General features: G+C 63.2%; 18 protein-coding genes. 11 read left to right on the forward strand and 7 right to left on the reverse strand.

All coding sequences use genetic code 11. The features are described from left to right. Positions 1–69: 69 nt before the first annotated feature. From ACWTU7_RS17770 to ACWTU7_RS17785, 4 genes are all read right to left on the reverse strand, one after another. Entirely contained in the window at positions 70–849 is a 780-nt protein-coding gene (locus ACWTU7_RS17770; RefSeq protein WP_095521961.1) for an ATP-binding cassette domain-containing protein, read from the reverse strand. Further along, positions 842–3,097: an ABC transporter permease gene (locus ACWTU7_RS17775; protein ID WP_455839369.1), complete on the reverse strand. Its 2,256-nt coding sequence runs from the start codon at positions 3,095–3,097 to the stop codon at positions 842–844. Before ACWTU7_RS17775 ends, ACWTU7_RS17770 begins: the two co-directional genes overlap by 8 nt. A gap of 84 nt (positions 3,098–3,181) precedes the next feature. Further along, positions 3,182–4,264, reverse strand: a complete 1,083-nt coding sequence (locus ACWTU7_RS17780) for a substrate-binding domain-containing protein (protein ID WP_455839370.1) — start codon at positions 4,262–4,264, stop codon at positions 3,182–3,184. 223 nt (positions 4,265–4,487) lie between these two features. Then, positions 4,488–4,916 (reverse strand): L,D-transpeptidase, encoded by a 429-nt coding sequence (locus ACWTU7_RS17785; RefSeq protein ID WP_029351843.1) that lies wholly within the window; start codon positions 4,914–4,916, stop codon positions 4,488–4,490. A gap of 228 nt (positions 4,917–5,144) precedes the next feature. On the opposite strand from ACWTU7_RS17785, the gene ACWTU7_RS17790 reads away from it, so the two are divergent. From ACWTU7_RS17790 to ACWTU7_RS17810, 5 genes are all read left to right on the forward strand, one after another. After that, complete coding sequence (locus ACWTU7_RS17790) at positions 5,145–6,425, forward strand: acetylornithine deacetylase/succinyl-diaminopimelate desuccinylase family protein (RefSeq protein WP_455839371.1); 1,281 nt, start codon at positions 5,145–5,147, stop codon at positions 6,423–6,425. 160 nt (positions 6,426–6,585) lie between these two features. Continuing rightward, the gene (locus ACWTU7_RS17795) at positions 6,586–8,067 is read left to right on the forward strand and encodes an ABC transporter substrate-binding protein (RefSeq protein ID WP_455839372.1); all 1,482 of its coding nucleotides are present in this window, start codon (positions 6,586–6,588) and stop codon (positions 8,065–8,067) included. A gap of 23 nt (positions 8,068–8,090) precedes the next feature. Further along, positions 8,091–9,038, forward strand: a complete 948-nt coding sequence (locus ACWTU7_RS17800) for an ABC transporter permease (RefSeq protein ID WP_029351849.1) — start codon at positions 8,091–8,093, stop codon at positions 9,036–9,038. After that, complete coding sequence (locus ACWTU7_RS17805; protein ID WP_095521956.1) at positions 9,035–9,904, forward strand: ABC transporter permease; 870 nt, start codon at positions 9,035–9,037, stop codon at positions 9,902–9,904. Before ACWTU7_RS17800 ends, ACWTU7_RS17805 begins: the two co-directional genes overlap by 4 nt. Further along, entirely contained in the window at positions 9,901–11,544 is a 1,644-nt protein-coding gene (locus tag ACWTU7_RS17810; RefSeq protein ID WP_455839373.1) for an ABC transporter ATP-binding protein, read from the forward strand. Before ACWTU7_RS17805 ends, ACWTU7_RS17810 begins: the two co-directional genes overlap by 4 nt. A 22-nt stretch (positions 11,545–11,566) precedes the next feature. On the opposite strand, the gene ACWTU7_RS17815 is transcribed toward ACWTU7_RS17810, so the two are convergent. Further along, a complete protein-coding gene (locus tag ACWTU7_RS17815; protein WP_455839374.1) occupies positions 11,567–11,998 on the reverse strand; it encodes a TerB family tellurite resistance protein in 432 nt (143 codons plus the stop codon). A gap of 205 nt (positions 11,999–12,203) precedes the next feature. Between ACWTU7_RS17815 and ACWTU7_RS17820 the strand changes: the two genes are divergently transcribed. The 4 genes from ACWTU7_RS17820 to ACWTU7_RS17835 all read left to right on the forward strand — a co-directional run bounded on the left by ACWTU7_RS17820 (position 12,204) and on the right by ACWTU7_RS17835 (position 14,685). After that, positions 12,204–12,989 (forward strand): TSUP family transporter, encoded by a 786-nt coding sequence (locus tag ACWTU7_RS17820; RefSeq protein ID WP_029351857.1) that lies wholly within the window; start codon positions 12,204–12,206, stop codon positions 12,987–12,989. Between the two features lie 52 nt (positions 12,990–13,041). After that, complete coding sequence (locus ACWTU7_RS17825; RefSeq protein ID WP_084831397.1) at positions 13,042–13,212, forward strand: hypothetical protein; 171 nt, start codon at positions 13,042–13,044, stop codon at positions 13,210–13,212. Between the two features lie 99 nt (positions 13,213–13,311). Beyond that, positions 13,312–14,145, forward strand: a complete 834-nt coding sequence (locus tag ACWTU7_RS17830; protein ID WP_455839375.1) for a helix-turn-helix domain-containing protein — start codon at positions 13,312–13,314, stop codon at positions 14,143–14,145. Between the two features lie 117 nt (positions 14,146–14,262). Beyond that, positions 14,263–14,685, forward strand: a complete 423-nt coding sequence (locus ACWTU7_RS17835) for a VOC family protein (protein WP_455839376.1) — start codon at positions 14,263–14,265, stop codon at positions 14,683–14,685. Here ACWTU7_RS17835 and ACWTU7_RS17840 read toward each other — a convergent pair. After that, the gene (locus tag ACWTU7_RS17840) at positions 14,682–16,151 is read right to left on the reverse strand and encodes a cobyric acid synthase (RefSeq protein ID WP_455839377.1); all 1,470 of its coding nucleotides are present in this window, start codon (positions 16,149–16,151) and stop codon (positions 14,682–14,684) included. The two genes, ACWTU7_RS17835 and ACWTU7_RS17840, sit on opposite strands and share 4 nt — an antisense overlap. Continuing rightward, positions 16,151–16,765, reverse strand: coding sequence for a dimethylsulfonioproprionate lyase family protein (locus ACWTU7_RS17845; protein ID WP_455839378.1), 615 nt, complete (start codon positions 16,763–16,765; stop codon positions 16,151–16,153). The genes ACWTU7_RS17840 and ACWTU7_RS17845 overlap by 1 nt, the downstream gene beginning before the upstream one ends. A gap of 150 nt (positions 16,766–16,915) precedes the next feature. Here ACWTU7_RS17845 and ACWTU7_RS17850 point away from each other — a divergent pair, with 150 nt between their 5' ends. Then, entirely contained in the window at positions 16,916–18,082 is a 1,167-nt protein-coding gene (locus ACWTU7_RS17850) for an isobutyryl-CoA dehydrogenase (RefSeq protein ID WP_455839379.1), read from the forward strand. Positions 18,083–18,103: 21 nt separating this feature from the next. After that, the gene (mmsB, locus tag ACWTU7_RS17855; RefSeq protein ID WP_455839380.1) at positions 18,104–18,988 is read left to right on the forward strand and encodes a 3-hydroxyisobutyrate dehydrogenase; all 885 of its coding nucleotides are present in this window, start codon (positions 18,104–18,106) and stop codon (positions 18,986–18,988) included. Positions 18,989–19,346 lie beyond the last annotated feature (358 nt).

Consider the following 19,346-nt stretch of genomic DNA (forward strand, 5'->3'; position numbering starts at 1 on the left):
ATCGTTAAGCACGTCCGAAATGAAAGGGCTGTTTGACAGCCACGCCTGGAGAAAAGTGAACCTGATCGGTCAAAGCCTCGCCTCATCGGCCGTAAGTGCGTGCTCTCGCGTGCCGGAGACGATGATCTCCAGGACCTCATGCTCGCCGGTGTTCCTGACGTAGCGATCGCCGACGTTCTCGCCGCGCTTCAGCACCATCACGCGATCGCCCACAGCGAATATGTCAACGAGGCGGTGGGAGATGATGATCTGGGCAACGCCCTGCTTTTTCAGTTCCAGCATGGTCTCGAGCAGCCGCTCGGTCGCCATCACCGAGAGATTGGCGGTCGGCTCGTCGAGGATCACCACGCGCGGCTGGAAGGAGATAGCGCGGGCAATCGCCACAGATTGCTGGCGTCCGCCTGACAGGCTCTCGACCTTTTGATAGACGGAGTTCACGTCGACCTTGAGTCGCTTCAGCACGCTGTCGGCTTCCGCGTACATTTTCCGCCGATTGACGAAAAGGCCCTTGCGCGGCCAACGGCCAAGAAAGATGTTCTGACCGACATCCATATTCCCGCAAAGAGCGAAATCCTGGTAGATCATCTCGATGCCGGCGTCGCGGCTTTCGTGCGGGCTCTTGAAGTGCACCGGCTGCCCGGCGACGAAAACCTCGCCGGCGTCGCGCTGGTAGGCGCCGGTCAGGATCTTCATCAGCGTCGATTTGCCGGCCGAGTTGTCGCCGACGAGGCCCAGGATCTCGCCGGGATAGAGCACGAGGTCGACGTTGCGGAGCGCCTGCACTGCACCGAAGGCTTTTTCGATGCCCCGCATTTCTACGATCGGTGCAGGCGTGGTCGGGTCACGCATGGGTGGTCTCCGCCGTTCGTGTGCGCCGTGCGAGGCGCGCCCGCAGGCGGCCGAAGATGTTGGCCTGGCGCACCCAGATGTCGATCAGCACCGCCACGATCAGGATGCCGCCGATGAAGACGTTGATCCAGTGCTGCGGCATGGTGAAGCCCTGGACGTTGAGCTGCAGCAGCGCCCGGATCAGGGTGATCACCGCCGCCCCGGCGAGCCCCCCGATCACGGTGCCGTAGCCGCCGAAGATCGAACCGCCGCCGATGATCACCGAAGCGATGGCGTCGAGCTCGCGGAACTGGCCGGCTACCGGGTTGAAGCTGCGGAAGTAGGCGACGTTGATGATCCCCGCCATTGTCGCGCAGAGCGCCGCCAGCATAAGCGCGAGGAACCGCACCCGGTTGGTGTTGATCCCGGCATAGGCGGCGGCGCGAATGTTGCCGCCGGTCGCATAGACCTTCTGCCCGAACGGCATATAGGCGAGCACGACGCCGGCAATGACGGCGACGAACAGCATCCAGATGGTCTGGACGCTCACCACCTCGGCGATCGAGCGCAGCAGCCCGTCCGGCAGCGAGATGCGGTAGTGCAGCAGGATGTCGTTCACCTTGCGGCCAAGCAGGTTGTAGCCCTCGGGCCAGCCGGTGAGCTGCTGCCCGGCGACGAACCAGGCGGCGAGGCCGCGGGCGATGTAGAACATGCCGAGCGTGGCGATGAAGGCCGGCAGCTTGAAGCCGACGGTGACGATCGCGTTGACGAGGCCGGCACACATGCCCGCGAGCAGGCCCATCGCCACCGCGGTCACGGGGTCGGCGCCGAGAACCTTGAGAAAATAGGCGGCGGTGCTGCCGGCGAGGGCGAGCACCGCCCCGACGGAGAGATCGATATCGCCGGCGGCGATGACGTAGGTGAGCCCGATGGTGATCAGCGCAAGCTCGGTATAGTTGAGCAGGATCGCGAAGCTGTTGGACAGGTTCCACCAGTAGTCCGGCCGGAGCGCGAGGCCGGTCAGCCACAGGAGCACGGTCAAGATGATGGCGAGCGCGTCGCGCCGGGCGAGGAACTTGCCGAACCCGGTGGCCGACAGCGCCATGTCGGTCGCCATTGCCCCCTTGGTCTGCACTCCCTCGATCGCGATGCCACCGATCTCGTAGGCCGGTGGCGGTGGCCGGCCGCGGAGCCAGGCCCAGAGGCGCCCTGCCACCTGGCGGCGGATGAGATAGGGCTCGATGAGCACCGCCACGACGAGCAGCAGTCCGAGGAACACCGGCACCGCGCCGACCGGCAGCGAGAAAACGGCGTTGACCGTGATCTCCTCGTCGCCGATCTTGATGGTGCGCGTGATCGGCCAGCCCTCGCGCAACACCTTGTCGAGCAGCACCACCAGCAGGGCGCCAAGGCAGGATCCGGCGACCCGGCCGCGGCCGCCGAGGATCGAGGCGCCGCCGATGATCACGGCGGCAATGACGGTCAGCTCACCACTGACGCCGTAGAGGGGCGTCACGCCCTTGTCCTGGGCAGCTGACATCAGGCCGGCAAGCGCCGCGCAGAGTGAGGAGATCAGGTAGGCTCGAATGCGCACCCAGTTGGTCGGGATGCCGGCATAGGACGCCGCCTGCTCGTTGCCGCCGGTGGCGAAGGTCTCGTAGCCCCAGCGCGTCTTGGCGAGCACATAGGCGCCGATCACTGCGACAACAACGAAGATCACGACCTGGTTGTTGAAGCCGAGGAGGTTAGTCTCGCCGAGGTGAAAAAAAAGCGGATAGCCGGTCGCCTTGGCAGGATAGTAGATCGCCTGGCCGTGAGTGAGCGCCAGCACGAAGCCGCGGCCGATGAAAAGTATCGTCAGGGTGGCGATGAATGCAGGCACTTTCAGGATGGTAACGAACACGCCATTGACGAGACCGATCAACACACCGAGAAGCATGCAGAGGATCACCGACGTGACGACGCCGAGGTCAAGGAAGCTCGGCGCGAACAGCCTGGCGAAGACGACGGCGACTAGGCCGTAAGTTGAACCGACCGAAAGATCGAGGTCCTTGTTGACGATGACGAAGGTCACTCCGACCGCGATGATGGCAACCCGCGAGGTGTCGCGGAGCAGCGAGTGAAACGCTCCTGTCGACCCGAAGAACGCGGGATTGACGAGAGCGCCGCCGAGATAGAGCAGCAAAAGCAAGGCAACGAGCCCCACCTCCCAGCCGCCGACAATCTGGGACGGCGCACGGCCGAGTGATGTGGTCGCGGTAAGCGCCATGGTCTCTTCTGGTCGATTTCCCTGCTGCCGCATTGCGGGAGAGCTTGCGCCCTCCCGCAATGATTTCAGACCTTCCGAGCGGACTCAGTTCTCGAAGCGCTTGCCGACATCCTCGACGGTCTCCTTCGTCACCAGTTGGGCACGTGTGTCGAGGTTGGATGCCGCGATACCGCGATCGATCTCCAGATAGAGCTGCATGACCGGCCAGAAGCCCTGCAAGAAGGGCTGCTGCCCGAGCGCCCCGGTCAGATCGCCGCTCTTCATCGCATCCTGCTGGGCCGGGCCGAGGTCGAAACCGTAGGCGCAGATCTTGCCGGTCAGTCCGGTCTGAGCGACGGCCTTGGCAAGCGCCGGCGTGAACACGTTATTGCCGGCGAACGCGCCAACGACGTCGCCTCGCGATTCGAACAGCGTCACGATGCCGTTCACCGGATCATTCGGATTGGTGTCGATACCTGTGTTCTCCGGACCCGCGTCGACCTTGAAGGCATCAAGCTTGCCGGCATCCTTCAAGCCCTTGACGATGGCGTTGAAAGCCGAAGTGACGCGATTGTTCACCTCGATGTTGCCCATTGCGGTCGACGACGGCAGGACGATCGAACCCCTCTCGATACCCTTGTCCGCGAGGCACTTGACGAGCGCCTCGCCGGCGATTGCGGCAGCGGAGGCGTCCTGGCCGGTGTGGCCAATGCTGCTGCGGTTGAGGAGCGTGCCGTCAAAGGAATTGGTCGTAGCGACCGGTATGCCCTTCGCCTCGGCGGCCTTGACGATGTCGTTATAGGCGCCGACCTGGGGCGTTGTCATGATCAGCCCGTCGATCGTCGGATCCTGCACGATCTGGTTCAGGATTTCGATCTCGCGGGCAGGGTCGTCGGTCGGCGATTCCGAGCCGAGCAGCAGGACCTTGGCGCCGATCAGGTTGCCGGCGACGGTCGCGCCGACGTAGACCGGATCGAAGAAACCATTGCCGGCAGTGTGTGTCACGATAGCGAAAGTGAGGTGACCATCGGCCGAATGGAAGTTCTTGGTACCGGGAGCCTCCTTTGCGGCTTCTTCGAAGCTGTAGCCGCCGACCGCCTTATCGACGCCGCCCGATTGTGCGTAGGCGTTCGATACGCCGAGCGATAACGCCGCGGCACACGCCGCGAGCGAGAAAATACGTTTCATGATTATCCTCCCTTGCAACCAACGGTCGGAAGCCGTTCGGGCGCATTTATTCAGGGATTCCGATTGCTTCCTCCCACCCCGTATATTCTGCCCAAAGCCTGCCCACGTAAATAGTGCTCCCACTTTCGCCGACGAATTAGTTCAGAGCGGAAAGCCGGCGTCGCTTCACACAAGCGCCCGTTCTGACTTCTTGTAGGAACCGCGAGCTTGCAACCACCTAAAGTTAGTTGGTCACGACGATCCGCGTATTGCGGAAGCCGGCTTGCCGCACCATCGAATAAAAGGCTGCGGCATTGGCCGGGTGCAGCCGCACGCAGCCATGCGACGCGGGGCGCCCGAGAGACTTCACCGCGCCCGTGCCATGGATGGCATAGCCGCCGCGGTAGAACACCGAATGAGGCATGGGCGACATGTCGTATTTGCGCGAATACCACATCCGTGCCGTTCGTTGCGGCCGGTAGCTGCCGCGCGGCGTGATATACCCCTTGCGCGCCGTCGATACGCGCCATCGGTAAACCGCCTGACCGTATCTTACAGTCATCGTCTGCGATGACACGTCGATCCTTGCAACCAGCTTGGCTGCCCAGCCCTCGACCGAAGAACCGAACAGCATCGTTACCAGTAACGCTGCCATGAGAACGGTCTTTTTCATGCGATCAAACCCCTTTGATTGCCCTTGCCCGCCTGCCTTCACGCTATTCTTGATTTTTTAAATGACAAGTGAGGTAACCACATACTCCTTGACGAATTCGCCAATCCAAAGCAGCGAATTTGAACGATTTCCCGCGATAGTTGCCGCAGCAACACGCAGCAGCGGCGCGGTCCGCCAAGAGGCTTGCCAAAGCGCGCCGTTGGCTGCTCAATTCGTCGAATGAACGAAATGAACGAACGGCTCCTGAAAGCGGTCGATGATCGGGTCGACGACCTGGTCGCGCTGACCGCGGATCTGATCCGCTTTCCGACAATCAATCCGCCAGGCGAAGCCTATCGGCCATGCGCCGAATACGTCGGAGCGCGGCTGAAGAAACGCGGTTTCGAAGTCGAATTCATCCGCGCCGAAGACACGCCCGGCGACACCGACCGCTACCCGCGCGTCAATGTCGTCGCCCGCTTCGATGGCCGCTCGCCCGGCGCCTGCGTGCATTTCAACTCGCATATCGACGTGGTCGAAGCCGGCGACGGCTGGAGCCTCGATCCCTTCGCCGGCATTGTCAGGGATGGCAAGGTCTATGGCCGCGGCGCCTGCGACATGAAGGGCGGCTTGGCCTCCTCGATCGTCGCCGCCGAGGCCTTCATGGAGGTCTTCCCCGATTTTCCGGGCGCCATCGAAATATCAGGCACGGTCGACGAGGAGTCCGGCGGCTTTGGCGGCGTCGCCCATCTGGCAAAGCTCGGCTATTTTTCCAAGCCGAAGGTCGACCACGTTATCATCCCCGAGCCGTTGAACAAGGACCGCATCTGCCTTGGCCATCGCGGCGTGTGGTGGGCGGAGATCGAGACCAAGGGCGAGATCGCCCACGGCTCGATGCCGTTCCTCGGCGACAACGCGGTGCGCCATATGGGCGCCGTGCTAAAGGCTTTCGAGGAAGAACTGTTCCCGGCGCTCGACCGCAAGATGACTCGAATGCCGGTCGTGCCCGATGGGGCAAAGCGCTCGACCATGAACATCAACTCGATCCACGGCGGCCAGGCCGAGGATTTCCGGCCCGGCCTGCCATCGCCCAACGTGCCCGATTCCTGCCGGCTGACCATAGACCGCCGCTTCCTGCTGGAGGAGGACCTCGGCACGGTCAAGAGCGAGGTGACTGATATCCTCGACCGGCTGAAGCGCGAGCGCAAGAAATTCGACTACGAGATCCGCGATCTCATGGAGGTGCTGCCGCTGATGACCGAGCGCGATGCACCGGTGGTCAAGGCGGTGGCGCAAGGCATCATGGAGATATTCGACCGCGAGCCCGACTACGTGATTTCACCCGGCACCTACGACCAGAAGCACATTGCCCGCATCGGCCACATCTACGACTGCATCGCCTATGGCCCTGGCATTCTCGACCTCGCCCACAGGCCCGACGAATGGGTAGGGATCTCCGACATGGTCGAATCTGCCAAGGTGATGGCGATCGGGCTGAACATATTGCTCAGGGGCGCCGGCGCACGGTAACCCGGCTGCGACGGAAAGCTTCGATCGCTTGAGCCGGCGGCTAACGGAAAACATTCCCGCCGGCGCTGCCAGAAAGCACGAAACGCAATTTACTCCTTGGCGAAATCACGCTTCTATCCACCGGGTTTTGAGCATTTTTTGAGCATACGGGAGCTGCACGATGAAATTGTGGAAAACCATTCTCACCGCTGCGGGCCTGGTGGTGGCCACTGGGGCCTCGGCGTTCGCTGTGCGGACCGATCTGGTCATCGGCATCACGCTCGAACCTCCGCATCTCGACCCGACTGCGGGTGCTGCGGCGGCGATCGACGAAGTGCTTTACGCCAATGTGTTCGAGGGGCTGACCCGCATCGGTCCGAACGGCGAGGTGCTGCCGGATCTCGCCGAAAGCTGGACCATTTCCGACGACGGCAAGGTCTACACCTTCAAGCTGCATATCGGCGTCAAGTTTCACGACGGCACCGACTTCAACGCCGACGACGTGAAATTCTCGCTCAACCGCGCCCGCGCCGACAACTCCGTCAACGCACAAAAGGGCCTGTTCGCCGCCATCGATACGGTCGAGGTCGTCGATCCGGCGACGGTCAAGATCACGCTGAAGAACCCGCAAAGTTCCTTCCTCTACAATATGGGCTGGGGCGACGCGGTCATCGTCGCGCCGGAGACAGCCGACACCAACAAGGAAAAGCCTGTCGGCACCGGCCCGTTCAGGTTCCAAAGCTGGGCCAAGGGCTCGTCGATCACGCTGATCAAGTCCGATACTTACTGGGGCGCCCCGGTGTCCCTCGACAAGGCGGAGTTCCGCATCGTTCCCGATGCCGCCGCCGCGATACCGGCGCTGCTTTCCAGCGACGTCCAGGCCTTTCCCTTCTTCCCCGATCCCGACAGTGTCGCGCAGGTCAAGGACGACGCGCGCTTCAAGGTGGTGATCGGCGCGACCGAGGGTGAAACCATTCTCTCGATCAACAACAAGAAACCGCCTTTCGACAGACTGCAGGTCAGGCAGGCGATTTCGTTTGCGCTCGACCGCAAGGCGATCATCGACGGCGCCTCGGCCGGCCTTGGCGTGCCGATCGGCTCGCACATGTCGCCCGCCAACAAGGCCTATGTCGACCTCACCGGCCTCTATCCGCACAATGTCGAGAGGGCCAGGGAACTGCTGAAGGAAGCCGGTCTGGAGAACGGCTTCAAGGCGACGCTGAAACTGCCGCCGCCCCCCTATGCGCGGCTTGGCGGCGAGATCATCGCGTCGCAGCTTCGCGATGTCGGGATCGATCTGCAGATCGTGCCCGTGGAATGGGCGCAGTGGCTGGACCAGGTCTTCACCAAGAAGGATTACGACCTGACCATAGTCTCCCACACCGAGCCCAACGACATCGATATCTATTCGCGCAAGGATTACTACTTCAACTACGACAACCCGACCTTCGACAAGATCATCGCCGATCTGAACCTCACCTCCGATGAGGCCAAGCGCATGACGCTGCTCGGCGAGGCGCAGAAGATACTGGCCGACGATGCCGTGGTCGGCTTCCTCTACGAACTGCCGAAAGCCGGCGTCTGGGACGCCAAGCTCGAGGGTTTTTGGGAAAACGCCCCGATCCAGGCCAACGACCTGACCAAGGTGAAGTGGACGGAGTGAGGCAGCGCAGCGGTCCTCCTCCCATGACCACCTATCTTCTCAATCGTCTTGCCATCGCCGTCATCACGCTGGTTCTGGCCTCGATGGTGGTCTTCGCCGTGCTGGAGATCATTCCCGGTGACCCGGCGCGGCTGATGCTTGGCATGAACGCCAGCGCCGACCAGGTCGAGCTGCTGCGCAACCAGATGGGCCTCAACGCGCCCCTCGCTCTGCGCTATCTGCACTGGGCCGGCGGCTTGCTGAGCCTCGATTTCGGCCGTTCCTACACCTATTCGGTGCCGGTCATCGACCTGGTCCGCGAGCGCGTCGTCGTCTCGCTGCCGCTGGCGCTGATCGCGCTGGCGCTGTCCACCATCATTGCCATTCCGGTCGGGCTGTTTTCCGCCGGCAGGCACGGACGGGCCGGCGACACGATTGCGATGGGCGCCGCCCAGCTTGGCGTCGCCGTGCCGAACTTCTGGTTTGCGCTGATGCTGATCTACCTGTTTGCGGTTTGGCTGCGGCTGGTGCCGGCCGGCGGTTTTCCGGGTTGGAGCGCCGGCGTCTGGCCGGCGCTGAAATCGCTGGTCCTGCCGGCGATCGCGCTCGCTCTGCCGCAAGCGGCGATCCTCGCCCGCGTCACCCGCTCGGCGCTGATCGAAGTGCTGAACGAGGACTATATCCGCACCGCCCGCGCCAAGGGCCTGCCTTATCGCGCGGTGCTGTGGCGGCACGCGCTGCGCAACGCCATGATCCCGGTGCTCACCATTCTCGGCCTGCAGTTCGCCTTCCTGCTCGCCGGCACCATCATCATCGAGAACGTCTTTTACCTGCCCGGCCTTGGCCGGCTGGTGTTCCAGGCGATCACCCAGCGCGACCTGATCGTCGTCGAAAGCGTCGTCATGCTGCTGGTGGCCGCCGTCATCGCGGTCAACCTGCTTGTCGATCTCTCCTATGCGGTCGTCGATCCGCGCCTGAGAAGCCGCCAATGACGCTGCGCTTCGACATTCCAGAGGAAAATTTTGCCGACATCCTCGTCAAGGCCTTCACCAACCGCTCGTTCCTCGCTGGCTTCGTCATCACCGCGCTGGTGGCAGCGGTCGCCATCGTCTCGTTCTTCTGGACGCCTTTTGACGTCACCAAGCTGATCATCGCCGACAAGACCCAGGCACCCTCGCCGGCGCACTGGTTCGGCACCGACCATTTCGGCCGCGACATCCTGTCGATGATCATGGTCGGCGCCCGCAATTCGATCGCCGTGGCGCTGGTGGCGGTCGGCATCGGCATGGGCATCGGCGTGCCGCTCGGTGCCTTCGCTGCGGCGCGCGGCGGCATCGCCGACGAAGCGGTGATGCGGCTGAACGATCTCGTCTTCGCCTTCCCTGCCCTGCTGTCGGCGATCATGATCACCGCCATCTTCGGGCCGGGCGCGCTCAACGCCATCATCGCCATCGGCATTTTCAACATTCCGGTCTTCGCCCGCGTCGCCCGGGCCGGCGCGCTGGCTATCTGGCCGCGCGACTTCATCCTCGCCGCGCGCGCCGCCGGCAAAGGCAAAACACTGATCACACTGGAACATGTGTTGCCCAACATCGTCACCTTGCTTCTGGTGCAAGGCACCATCCAGTTCGCGCTCGGCATCCTGGCCGAAGCCGGGCTTTCCTATGTCGGGCTCGGCACACAGCCACCGATGCCGAGTTGGGGCCGGATGCTGTTCGACGCGCAGACCCGCATGGTGGCGGCGCCCTGGATGGCGATCTTTCCAGGCATGGCGATCGTCGTCACCGTGCTTGGCCTGAACCTGCTCGGCGACGGTATTGCCGACATCCTCGATCCCCGGTCACGGCGTCAGCGATGAGCCTGCTCGAAATCGAGAACCTTTCGCTGAGCATCGGCGACACGCCGATCCTGAGGGATGTCGAGCTCTTCGTCGCGCCCGGCGAGGTGATGGGGCTGGTCGGCGAATCCGGCTCGGGCAAATCGATCACGGCGCTGACGGTGATGCGGCTTCTCCCCTGGTCGGCGCGCGCCACCGGGCGCGTCGTCTTCGACGGCATCGACATCCTGGCGGCCAGCGAAGACCAGATGTGCGCGCTGCGGGGCGACGACATCGGCATGGTGTTCCAGGAGCCGATGACGGCGCTGAACCCGGTCAAGACCATTGGCGAGCAAGTCGCCGAAGGCATCCGCTGGCATACGAAGGCAAGCCGCGCTGACGCCGAGGACCGCGCGCGAAAGATGCTCGACCGGGTCGGCCTGCCCTCAACCAAATTCCCGCTATCGCGCTATCCGCACGAGCTTTCCGGCGGCCAGCGCCAGCGCGTCGTCATCGCCATTGCCTGCGCGCTGAAACCCAAGCTGCTGATCGCCGATGAGCCGACGACGGCGCTCGACGTCGTGCTGCAGGCGCAGATCCTCGACCTGTTGCGCGACCTGGTCGCGGAAAATCGCATGGGCCTGCTTCTGATCTCGCACGACCTCGCGGTGGTGACGGAGATGGCGGATCGCATCACCATCCTGCGCCACGGCGAAGTGATCGAGGCCGGCGACACGGCGCGCACCTTGTCCGAACAGCTCCATCCCTACACCCGACAACTGGCGCAGGCCTCGATGCATGTGCCGGCGCGCGCCAGGACACATGAGGTCGGCCAAGACACCCCCCTGCTCCAGGGTGCCAAACCTCTTCTTCAGGTAGACAGCGTGACGCGGGACTATCCGGGACGTCGCCCGTCGCTGCTGAAGCGGGCGGCTCCGATCCGCGCCGTCGACGATGTCTCGTTCTCGATTGATCCCGGCCAGTCGGTGGCGCTGGTCGGGCGTTCCGGCTGCGGTAAGTCCACGCTTGCCCGCATGATCCTGGCGCTGGACGGGCCGACATCGGGAACGATCCGGTTTCGCGGCGAGGTCATCACCGGCAAGAGCGAGGCGGAGCTCAAGCCGGCGCGCCGTGACATGCAGGTGGTGTTCCAGGACCCTTACGGCTCTTTCGACCCGCGCCAGAAAGTCGAAAAACTGGTCGCCGAGCCGCTGCATGTCCTGGAGAAGAAGCCGACGAATACCGAGCGGCGCGAGATGGTGGCAAAGGTCCTGCACGAGGTCGGTCTCAGCTCACGCGACATGGACAAATATCCGCACGAATTTTCAGGCGGCCAGCGCCAGCGCCTGTCGATCGCCCGCGCCATCATGACCCGCCCCAAACTGGTCGTCGCCGACGAGCCGGTCTCGGCGCTCGACGTCTCGATCCGTGCCCAGATTCTCGATCTGCTCGCCGAGCTCAACCAGAAGCTCGGCGTTGCCTATCTATTCATCACTCACGATCTGACCGTCGCTCGCGCCATCACCGATCAGGTGATGGTCATGTATGACGGCAGGATCGTCGAGCGCGGCAGGACGAGCGAGGTTCTCGACCATCCGCAGTCCGAAGCCGCCAAGGCGCTGGTCGCTGCGGCCCCAGACCTGCACCGCGCGATTGCTCGGCGGTTACAGGAACAGGGGTGAGCCGCCCACCGTTCAGAACGGCTTACTCTTCGGCCTTCACCACATCGGCTGGGCTGATGTCGAGCAAGTCGAGCGTGCGGCGCAAAAGCTGCATCTCGGTCCCGGCAAGTTGCGAATCGGCCTTGGCGATCTCGGCCATATGGCGGGCAAGCAGGCTGCGCCTCTCGACGTCGAGGTCACGGAACTGCGCGATGGCTTGCGAGCTGTTGGTCTCGTAGCCGAACTCGTTGAGATATTCGATGACGCTGTCGATGCTGGCTTCCGGAATGCCGAAGGCTTCCCGGCAGATGCGCCTGAAGGCGGCCATTTCGCTCTCGCTGACCGTACCGTCGGCCAGGATCATGCGAAACAGCATCAGCAGTTCCGCCGACAGCACAGGATCGTCCGCAACCTTGCGCACGCCGGGGTCGCCATCGAAGATCGAGCGTATCTGGTCAATCAATGCGAATGCCATCAGCGTCCCTTTCCGATTCGTCAAATGCATGTCGCTCAAAAGTGCGCAGCGGTTTTGAGATAACGACATGCATAAACAAAAGAGCCAAGCGCGTCGCCGCGCGCTTGGCATAGGTAGCGCGGAATCGGTCTTGCGCAAACGGGTCGGCTGTGGTTCGAACGCGCCATATTTTCCCGCTGGCCGGAACCCCTCCCGCAACCATCCGATGTTCGATTTTTTCACCCAAACCGTCGTCATTCTCGGCGCCGCCGCCTTCGCTGCCGGCTTCGTCGATTCGATTGCCGGCGGCGGCGGCTTGATCACCATTCCAGCACTGCTGCTCGCCGGCTTCTCGCCGGTCGAGGCGCTGGGAACCAACAAGCTGCAGGGCATGTTCGGCTCAGGCTCGGCGACCATCCACTACGCCGCGAAGGGCCATGTCGATTTGCGCCGGCAATTGCCTTCGGCCCTGTTGGCGCTTGCCGGCAGTGCTCTCGGCGCCTTGCTGGCGACATTCGTGCCGGGCGACCTGTTGCGCGCTCTTCTGCCGGTCCTGCTGATCGCCATCGCCCTTTACTTCGCCCTGAAGCCCAACATGGGTGACGTCGACCGCGCCCGGCGCCTGTCGCCGTTCCTGTTCGGGCTGATCCTGGTGCCGATTGTCGGCTTCTATGACGGCCTGTTCGGGCCGGGGGCCGGTTCCTTCTACATGCTGGCCTTCGTCACCCTAGCCGGCTACGGCGTGCTCAAAGCGACGGCGCACACCAAGCTGCTCAACTTCGCCTCCAACATCGGCGGCTTCATCGTCTTCGCTGCTGCCGGGGTCGTCTACTGGAAGATCGGCCTGATGATGGGTGTCGCCCAGTTCCTCGGCGCCCGCGTCGGCGCCAGCCTCGCCATCCGCAATGGCGCAAAACTGATCAAGCCGCTGCTGGTGATGGTCTGTCTGGCGCTGGCCATCAAGCTGCTTGCCGATCCGGCGAACCCGCTGCGCACGCTGATTGGTGTGTGAACGGCGCGCCTGATACTATGCGGTTGTACGAATCATGTTGGAGGAGCCACACATGAATCTCAGTGCGCCTACGCAGCTTGTTTTCATCATATCCCTTGTTATCGCCATCATCGGCCTTCTCGCCGCTCTCGGCGTTTTTGCGTTCATTCCCTTGGCCGCGGTGTGGATCGTCCTCATCGCTTATATTGTGCTTGCTGGCGGCTGCTTGGTTCGCGGCGCTTAAGTATTCAAATCTCAGGTAACTCGAAGCGCCCGGCCACAAGCCGGGCGCTTTTGATTTTGAGGGCTGGTCTGTTAGACTCCTTGGGCGGAAGGAAAGCTCATGCCCGCCAAGAGCGAAGACGGCAGCCGACATGAAAATCCCGGCCTCGACCGGTTCGAGATGGTGCGGCGTACGTCCGGCCCTTGCCTCCGGGGCGCGGTCACCGACATCTGCGGCTATCGCGAAACGACACCGGGCCGTTTCCGCAACGTCGAATATGCATCGCTGACCGTGCCGCTGGTCATCAGCTTTGCCGAACCCTTCGCCATCGGACTCGGCAAGGATCCGGGCGACAACGACCGCTTCGCCAGTTTCGCCGCCGGCCTTTTTGCCGGTCCGGTGGTGATCGAATCCTTCGGTGGCGCCTGCTGCGTCCAGGTCAATTTCACCCCGCTCGGCGCCCGCCGCTTCTTCGGCCTTGCGATGAGCGAACTCACCGACCGCATGGTCGACCTCGACGATGTGCTCGGACTTGAGGGCATCGCGCTGCGGGAAAGACTTGGCAATGCGCACGGTTGGAGCGCACGCTTTGCCATCGTCGAGACGTTCGTCGCAGCACGGCTGGACAAAGCCCGGGAAACGCAGGCCGAAATCGCCTGGGCCTATGACCGGATCATCGTCTCGGGCGGCCGCATTCGCGTCTCATCGCTCGCCGACAGGCTGGGCTGGAGCCGCAAGCATCTCGCAGGAAAATTCTCCAACGCGATCGGCGTCGGCCCTAAGACGCTGTCGCGCATCGTCCGCTTCAATCGGGCGCTCGGGCTGTCAAGACAGGACAAATCCGATTGGGCTGATATCGCCGCCGATTGCGGCTATGCCGACCAGGCGCATCTTGTTCGCGAATTCCGCGACCTTGCCGGCGAAACGCCGACGACACTTGCCGCCCAGGCATAGATTCTGGAACGCCTTTTGCGACGCCCAACGGGCGCGCGCGTGGTAACATTTCTTCAAGACGTGCGAACAGCCTTCGCCCAGACTGGGTTATCGACAATCCAATTGAAGGAGATCGCCATGACAATAAATGTCGAACCGCCCAGGCTCTATCCCACGTTGCGCTACCGCAATGCAGCCAAGATGATCGACTGGCTGGGCGAAGCCTTCGGCTTTGCCGTTCATGCCCGCTACGGCGAAGGCGACATTGTCCATCACGCCGAACTGACTTTTGGCTCATCGATGATCATGCTGGGCACTGCACGCGACGACAAGTTTGGCCAGATGATCGGTGCACCGGGCCCGGGTGGCGGCAGATCGATCTATGTTGCCGTCGACGATGCCGATGCTGCTTATGCCAGAGCCAAAAAGGCCGGCGCCGAAATACTGGAAGAACTGACGGACCGCGATTACGGCAGCCGCGAATTCATCTGCCGCGATCCGGAAGGCAATGTCTGGTCGTTTGGTACCTATTGGCCCAAGGCCACCGAACGCGCCAGCTAACGCGCCAGGCCAAAGATGGCGTCGCAGTCGAGGTGAGTTTCCAACTCGGCTGCGACCTCGTCCAGCGCTCGTTCGACCTCGGCGCGATAGTCGACGCCGCCGCCTTTCACGCCAAGGTTTTCCAGGAATTTCGCCCGAAAAGCGTCGGCGGAAAACAGCCCGTGCAGATAGGTGCCCGACACCTTGCCGTCGGCGGAGATGGCGCCGTCATCGACGCCGTTGATGACGGCGGACGGCCGCAGCGTATCCGGACCGGTGGTGCGGCCGAGATGGATTTCATAGCCCTCGAGCGGCAGGTCGAACTGCACCGAGCGCGCCCTGACATTGCGCACGGTCTTTTCCGGCTCCATCACCGTTTCAACATCGAGCAGGCCAAGCCCTGTGGTCTCGGTCACGCTGCCCTCGATGCCGTCGGGATCGCGCACGACGTGGCCGAGCATCTGGAACCCGCCGCAAATGCCGACGACGTGGCCGCCGCGCTTGCGGTGGGCCGCAAGGTCGCGGTCCCAGCCGTTCTCGCGGAATCTTAGGAGATCGCCGATCGTCGACTTCGAGCCGGGAATGATCACCAGCCCGGCATCTTCGGGGAGGTGCTGACCAGGCGGCACGAATACCACCTCGACCTGCGGTTCGGCCTTGAGCGGGTCGAGGTCGTCGAAATTGGCGATGCGCGAAAGCATCGGCACGGCGACCTTCAGCGCGCGTTTCTCGCCGGACGCCAGGCGTTCGAGTACCACGGAATCTTCAGATGGCAACCGCGCCGCCGCCTTCAGCCACGGCACGACCCCGAAGCAGCGCCAGCCGGTGAATGTCTCGATCGCCTTGATGCCGTCATCGAACAGCGAGACATCGCCGCGGAACTTGTTGATGAGATAGCCGACGATCATGCGCCGGTCCTCTTCCGGCAGGATCAGATGCGTGCCGGCGACCGAGGCGATGACGCCGCCGCGATCGATGTCGCCGACCAGAATCACCGGCACATTGGCGCGCGTCGCAAAGCCCATATTGGCAATGTCTCGGTTCCTGAGATTGATCTCGGCCGGCGAGCCGGCGCCCTCGACGATGACCAGATCGGCGCCGTCGCCGACCTTTGCCCAGGAGTCCAGCACGGCATCCATCAGCCTGCCCTTCAGCGCCTGGTAGTCGCGTGCCCTCGCCTCCCCTGACACCTTGCCCTGCACCACTACCTGCGCACCGATATCGGTCTGCGGCTTAAGCAGCACCGGGTTCATGTGGATGGAGGGCGCAACGCCACAGGCGATCGCCTGCAGCCATTGGGCGCGGCCGATCTCACCGCCGAGTTTGTCGCCCGGAATATCGGCAACGGCGGCGTTGTTCGACATGTTCTGCGGTTTGAACGGCCGCACCTGCAGCCCGCGTTTCCTGGCCGCGCGGCAGAGGCCCGCGACCAGCACTGTTTTGCCGACATCGGAGCCCGTGCCTTGCAGCATGATCGCCTTGGCCATCAGTCCTTGCCCTGTACCGTCGTTCCGGTGACCGTGGATTTTGCCGCCAGCGGCCCGCCACGCCAGATGTAGAGCGCCAGCAGCGGCTCCTTGCCGGTGCGCATGGCGTGGCTGACATCAGAGGCGTGGTGGATCACCTCACCCGCCTCGCGCGTGCGAAAACCGCCTTCGCCCATGCGCCATTCGGTGCCGCCGGTCAACGGAATGTAGATCTCCTCGGCGACATGATGATGGTCGGGATAGACGACATCAGGTCCAAGGATCAGCAGCCCGGCCGCGACCTCGTCGTTGACGAAATGGCCGCGCGTCCCGAATACCTCCAGCCAGCCGTAATTGTCGATGAAAGTCTTGCCGAAATCCGCCTCGCTGTAGGTCTGCCCCCAGCGCAGTTCGCCGCGACGCTCCGCAAGCAGCCGCGCCAGCGGCTTGGCGTTTGCCGGAGCGAGCTCGGCGATACGGTCGAGCTGGCGCAGGCAGGCGAGCGGATGCGGCTCGAGCCGACGCGCCGGCATGGCCCAGCCGATCCGGGCCACGGCATCGCGCACCAGCGTATCATCGAACCTTTCGAGATAGGCATGGAAACACTCGAGCAGTTCATCGAAATCTGTCGTCACGCCTTGCTCCACACACGCATTCGCGCACGGCGCTCCCAGTTGGTTGGATGCAGACGGTCAGCTTGCGCGGCGGCATCATTGGTCTAGATTGAACCGCGCGCAAAGCCAAAAACGACAGGCCAGCCGGCCGACAACATCAGGGAGCACGCCATGGACGCCGCTGTCGATGCGGGCACCAGCCAGTTCGAACTCAACGAGGACCAGCGCGCCATCCAGGAGATGGCCGAGGCCTTCGCCGCCGACCGCGTCGCGCCGAACGCGCTCGACTGGGACCGCAACAAGCATTTTCCGGCAGACGTGATCCGTGAGACAGGCCCGCTCGGCCTCGGCGGCATCTATATCAGCGACGATGTCGGCGGCTCGGCGCTCGGTCGGCTCGACGCCGTGCTGATCTTCGAGGCGCTTTCGCGCGCCGATCCGGCTTTTTCCTCCTTCATCTCGATCCACAACATGGTGGCCTCGATGATCGACCGCTTCGGCAGTAACGAGCAGCGCCAACGCTTCCTGCCGAAGCTGACTTCGATGGAATGGCTGGCCAGCTATTGCCTGACCGAGCCAGGCTCGGGATCGGATGCTGCGGCGCTGAAGACGCGCGCGGTGAAAAGCGGCGGCGACTATGTGCTGAACGGGGTCAAGCAGTTCATCTCAGGCGCCGGCGACAGCGACCTCTATATCGTCATGGCGCGCACCGGCGCCGACGGGCCGAAGGGCATTTCCACCTTCGTCGTGCCGAAGGATGCGTCCGGCCTGTCTTTTGGCGCCAACGAGCACAAGATGGGCTGGCACATGCAGTCGACGCGCCAGGTCATCTTCGAGGACTGCAAGGTGCCGGCGCAAAACCTGCTCTCAGTCGAAGGCGCCGGCTTCGGCATCGCCATGGCCGGACTCGACGGCGGCCGGCTCAACATCGCCGCCTGTTCGCTGGGCGGCGCGCAATCGGCGCTCGACAAGGCACTGGCCTACACCGCGGAGCGTAAGGCCTTCGGCTCCAAGATCAACCAGTTCCAGGCGCTGCAGTTCAAGCTCGCCGACATGGAGACCGAGCTGCAGGCGGCACGGATATTCCTCTACGCCGCCGCCTCGAAGCTCGACCGCAAAGCTCCCGATGCCTTGAAATGGTCGGCGATGGCCAAGCGCTTCGTCACCGACATCGGCTTCAATGTCGCCAACGACGCGCTGCAACTGCATGGCGGCTACGGCTATTTGCACGACTACGGCATCGAGAAGCTGGTCCGCGATTTGCGCGTTCACCAGATTCTCGAAGGCACCAATGAGATCATGCGCGTCATCATCGCACGCGCCCTGATCGGCCGCTGACGGCAAAACCGGGAGAAAACGATGACCACCATCGCCTTCATCGGCCTCGGCAATATGGGCAACCCGATGGCCGCCAATCTCGTCAAGGCTGGATATGCCGTGCACGGCTTCGACCTGATGCCGGAGAATCTCGTCATCGCCAAGGAGCATGGCGTCGTCGTCATGGCCAATGCCGTTGCCGCAGTGAAAGAGGCCGATGTGGTCATCACCATGCTGCCGGCCGGCAGGCATGTCCTGTCGGTCTATGAGGACATCGCGCCCAAGGCGAAAAAAGGCGCGCTGTTCATCGACTCCTCGACCATCGACGTCGAATCGGCACGAAAAGCCCACGCCATTGCCGCCAAACATAAGCTGCTGTCGATCGACGCGCCGGTTTCCGGCGGCACCGGCGGCGCCGCAGCCGGCACGCTGACCTTCATGGCCGGTGGCTCGAAGAACGCATTCGCCAAGGCCGAACCCATCCTGAAGCCGATGGCCGGCCGCATCGTCCACTGCGGCGATGACGGCGCCGGACAGGCGGCAAAGATCTGCAACAACATGATCCTCGGCATTTCGATGATCGGCGTCGCCGAAGCCTTCGTTCTGGCGGAAAAGCTCGGCCTGTCGCATCAGGCGCTGTTCGACGTCGCCTCGAACTCGTCGGGCCAGTGCTGGTCGCTGACCACCTATTGCCCGGTGCCCGGTCCGGTGCCGACATCGCCGGCCAACAATGGCTACAGGCCGGGATTTGCCGCAGCACTGATGCTGAAGGACCTGAAACTGTCGCAGGAAGCCGCGCAAAGCGCCGGTGCGGTGACGCCGCTGGGCGCCGAGGCCGCCCAGCTTTATGGGCTGTTCAATGCCCAGGGACATGCCGGTGCCGATTTTTCCGGCATCATAAATTTCCTGCGCGGTAACCCGGCGTAACGCATGTCGCCCAAGAGCTTGCGCTCGGGTCTGACCGTCCCTTCAGACGCGACGCGCTTAAGCCTCGAACTCGACGGGCTTTTCCGTTCCCGGCAAAGAGAAACATCGGAAATTTAGATTTGCTTAAACTATCGATAACCACCCGGTAACGATGTCCCTGTAGAACGGAGTGCGAGGCGGCATATCGCATCCGCCCGGCGCTCCGGATCAGGTCTCGCGTACCGGAGCCCGTAAGTTTCGCAAGTGTTCTGTTGGCGAAGCGCCATGCGTATCTGGCAAAGCCGCGTTCCCGATGGAGCGCGGTTTTTGCGTTTCGGAACGGCACCGCGCAAGAGCTGGCACAGATGTGGAAAGGGCC

It is taken from the genome of Mesorhizobium sp. BHscii, from assembly GCF_053848065.1.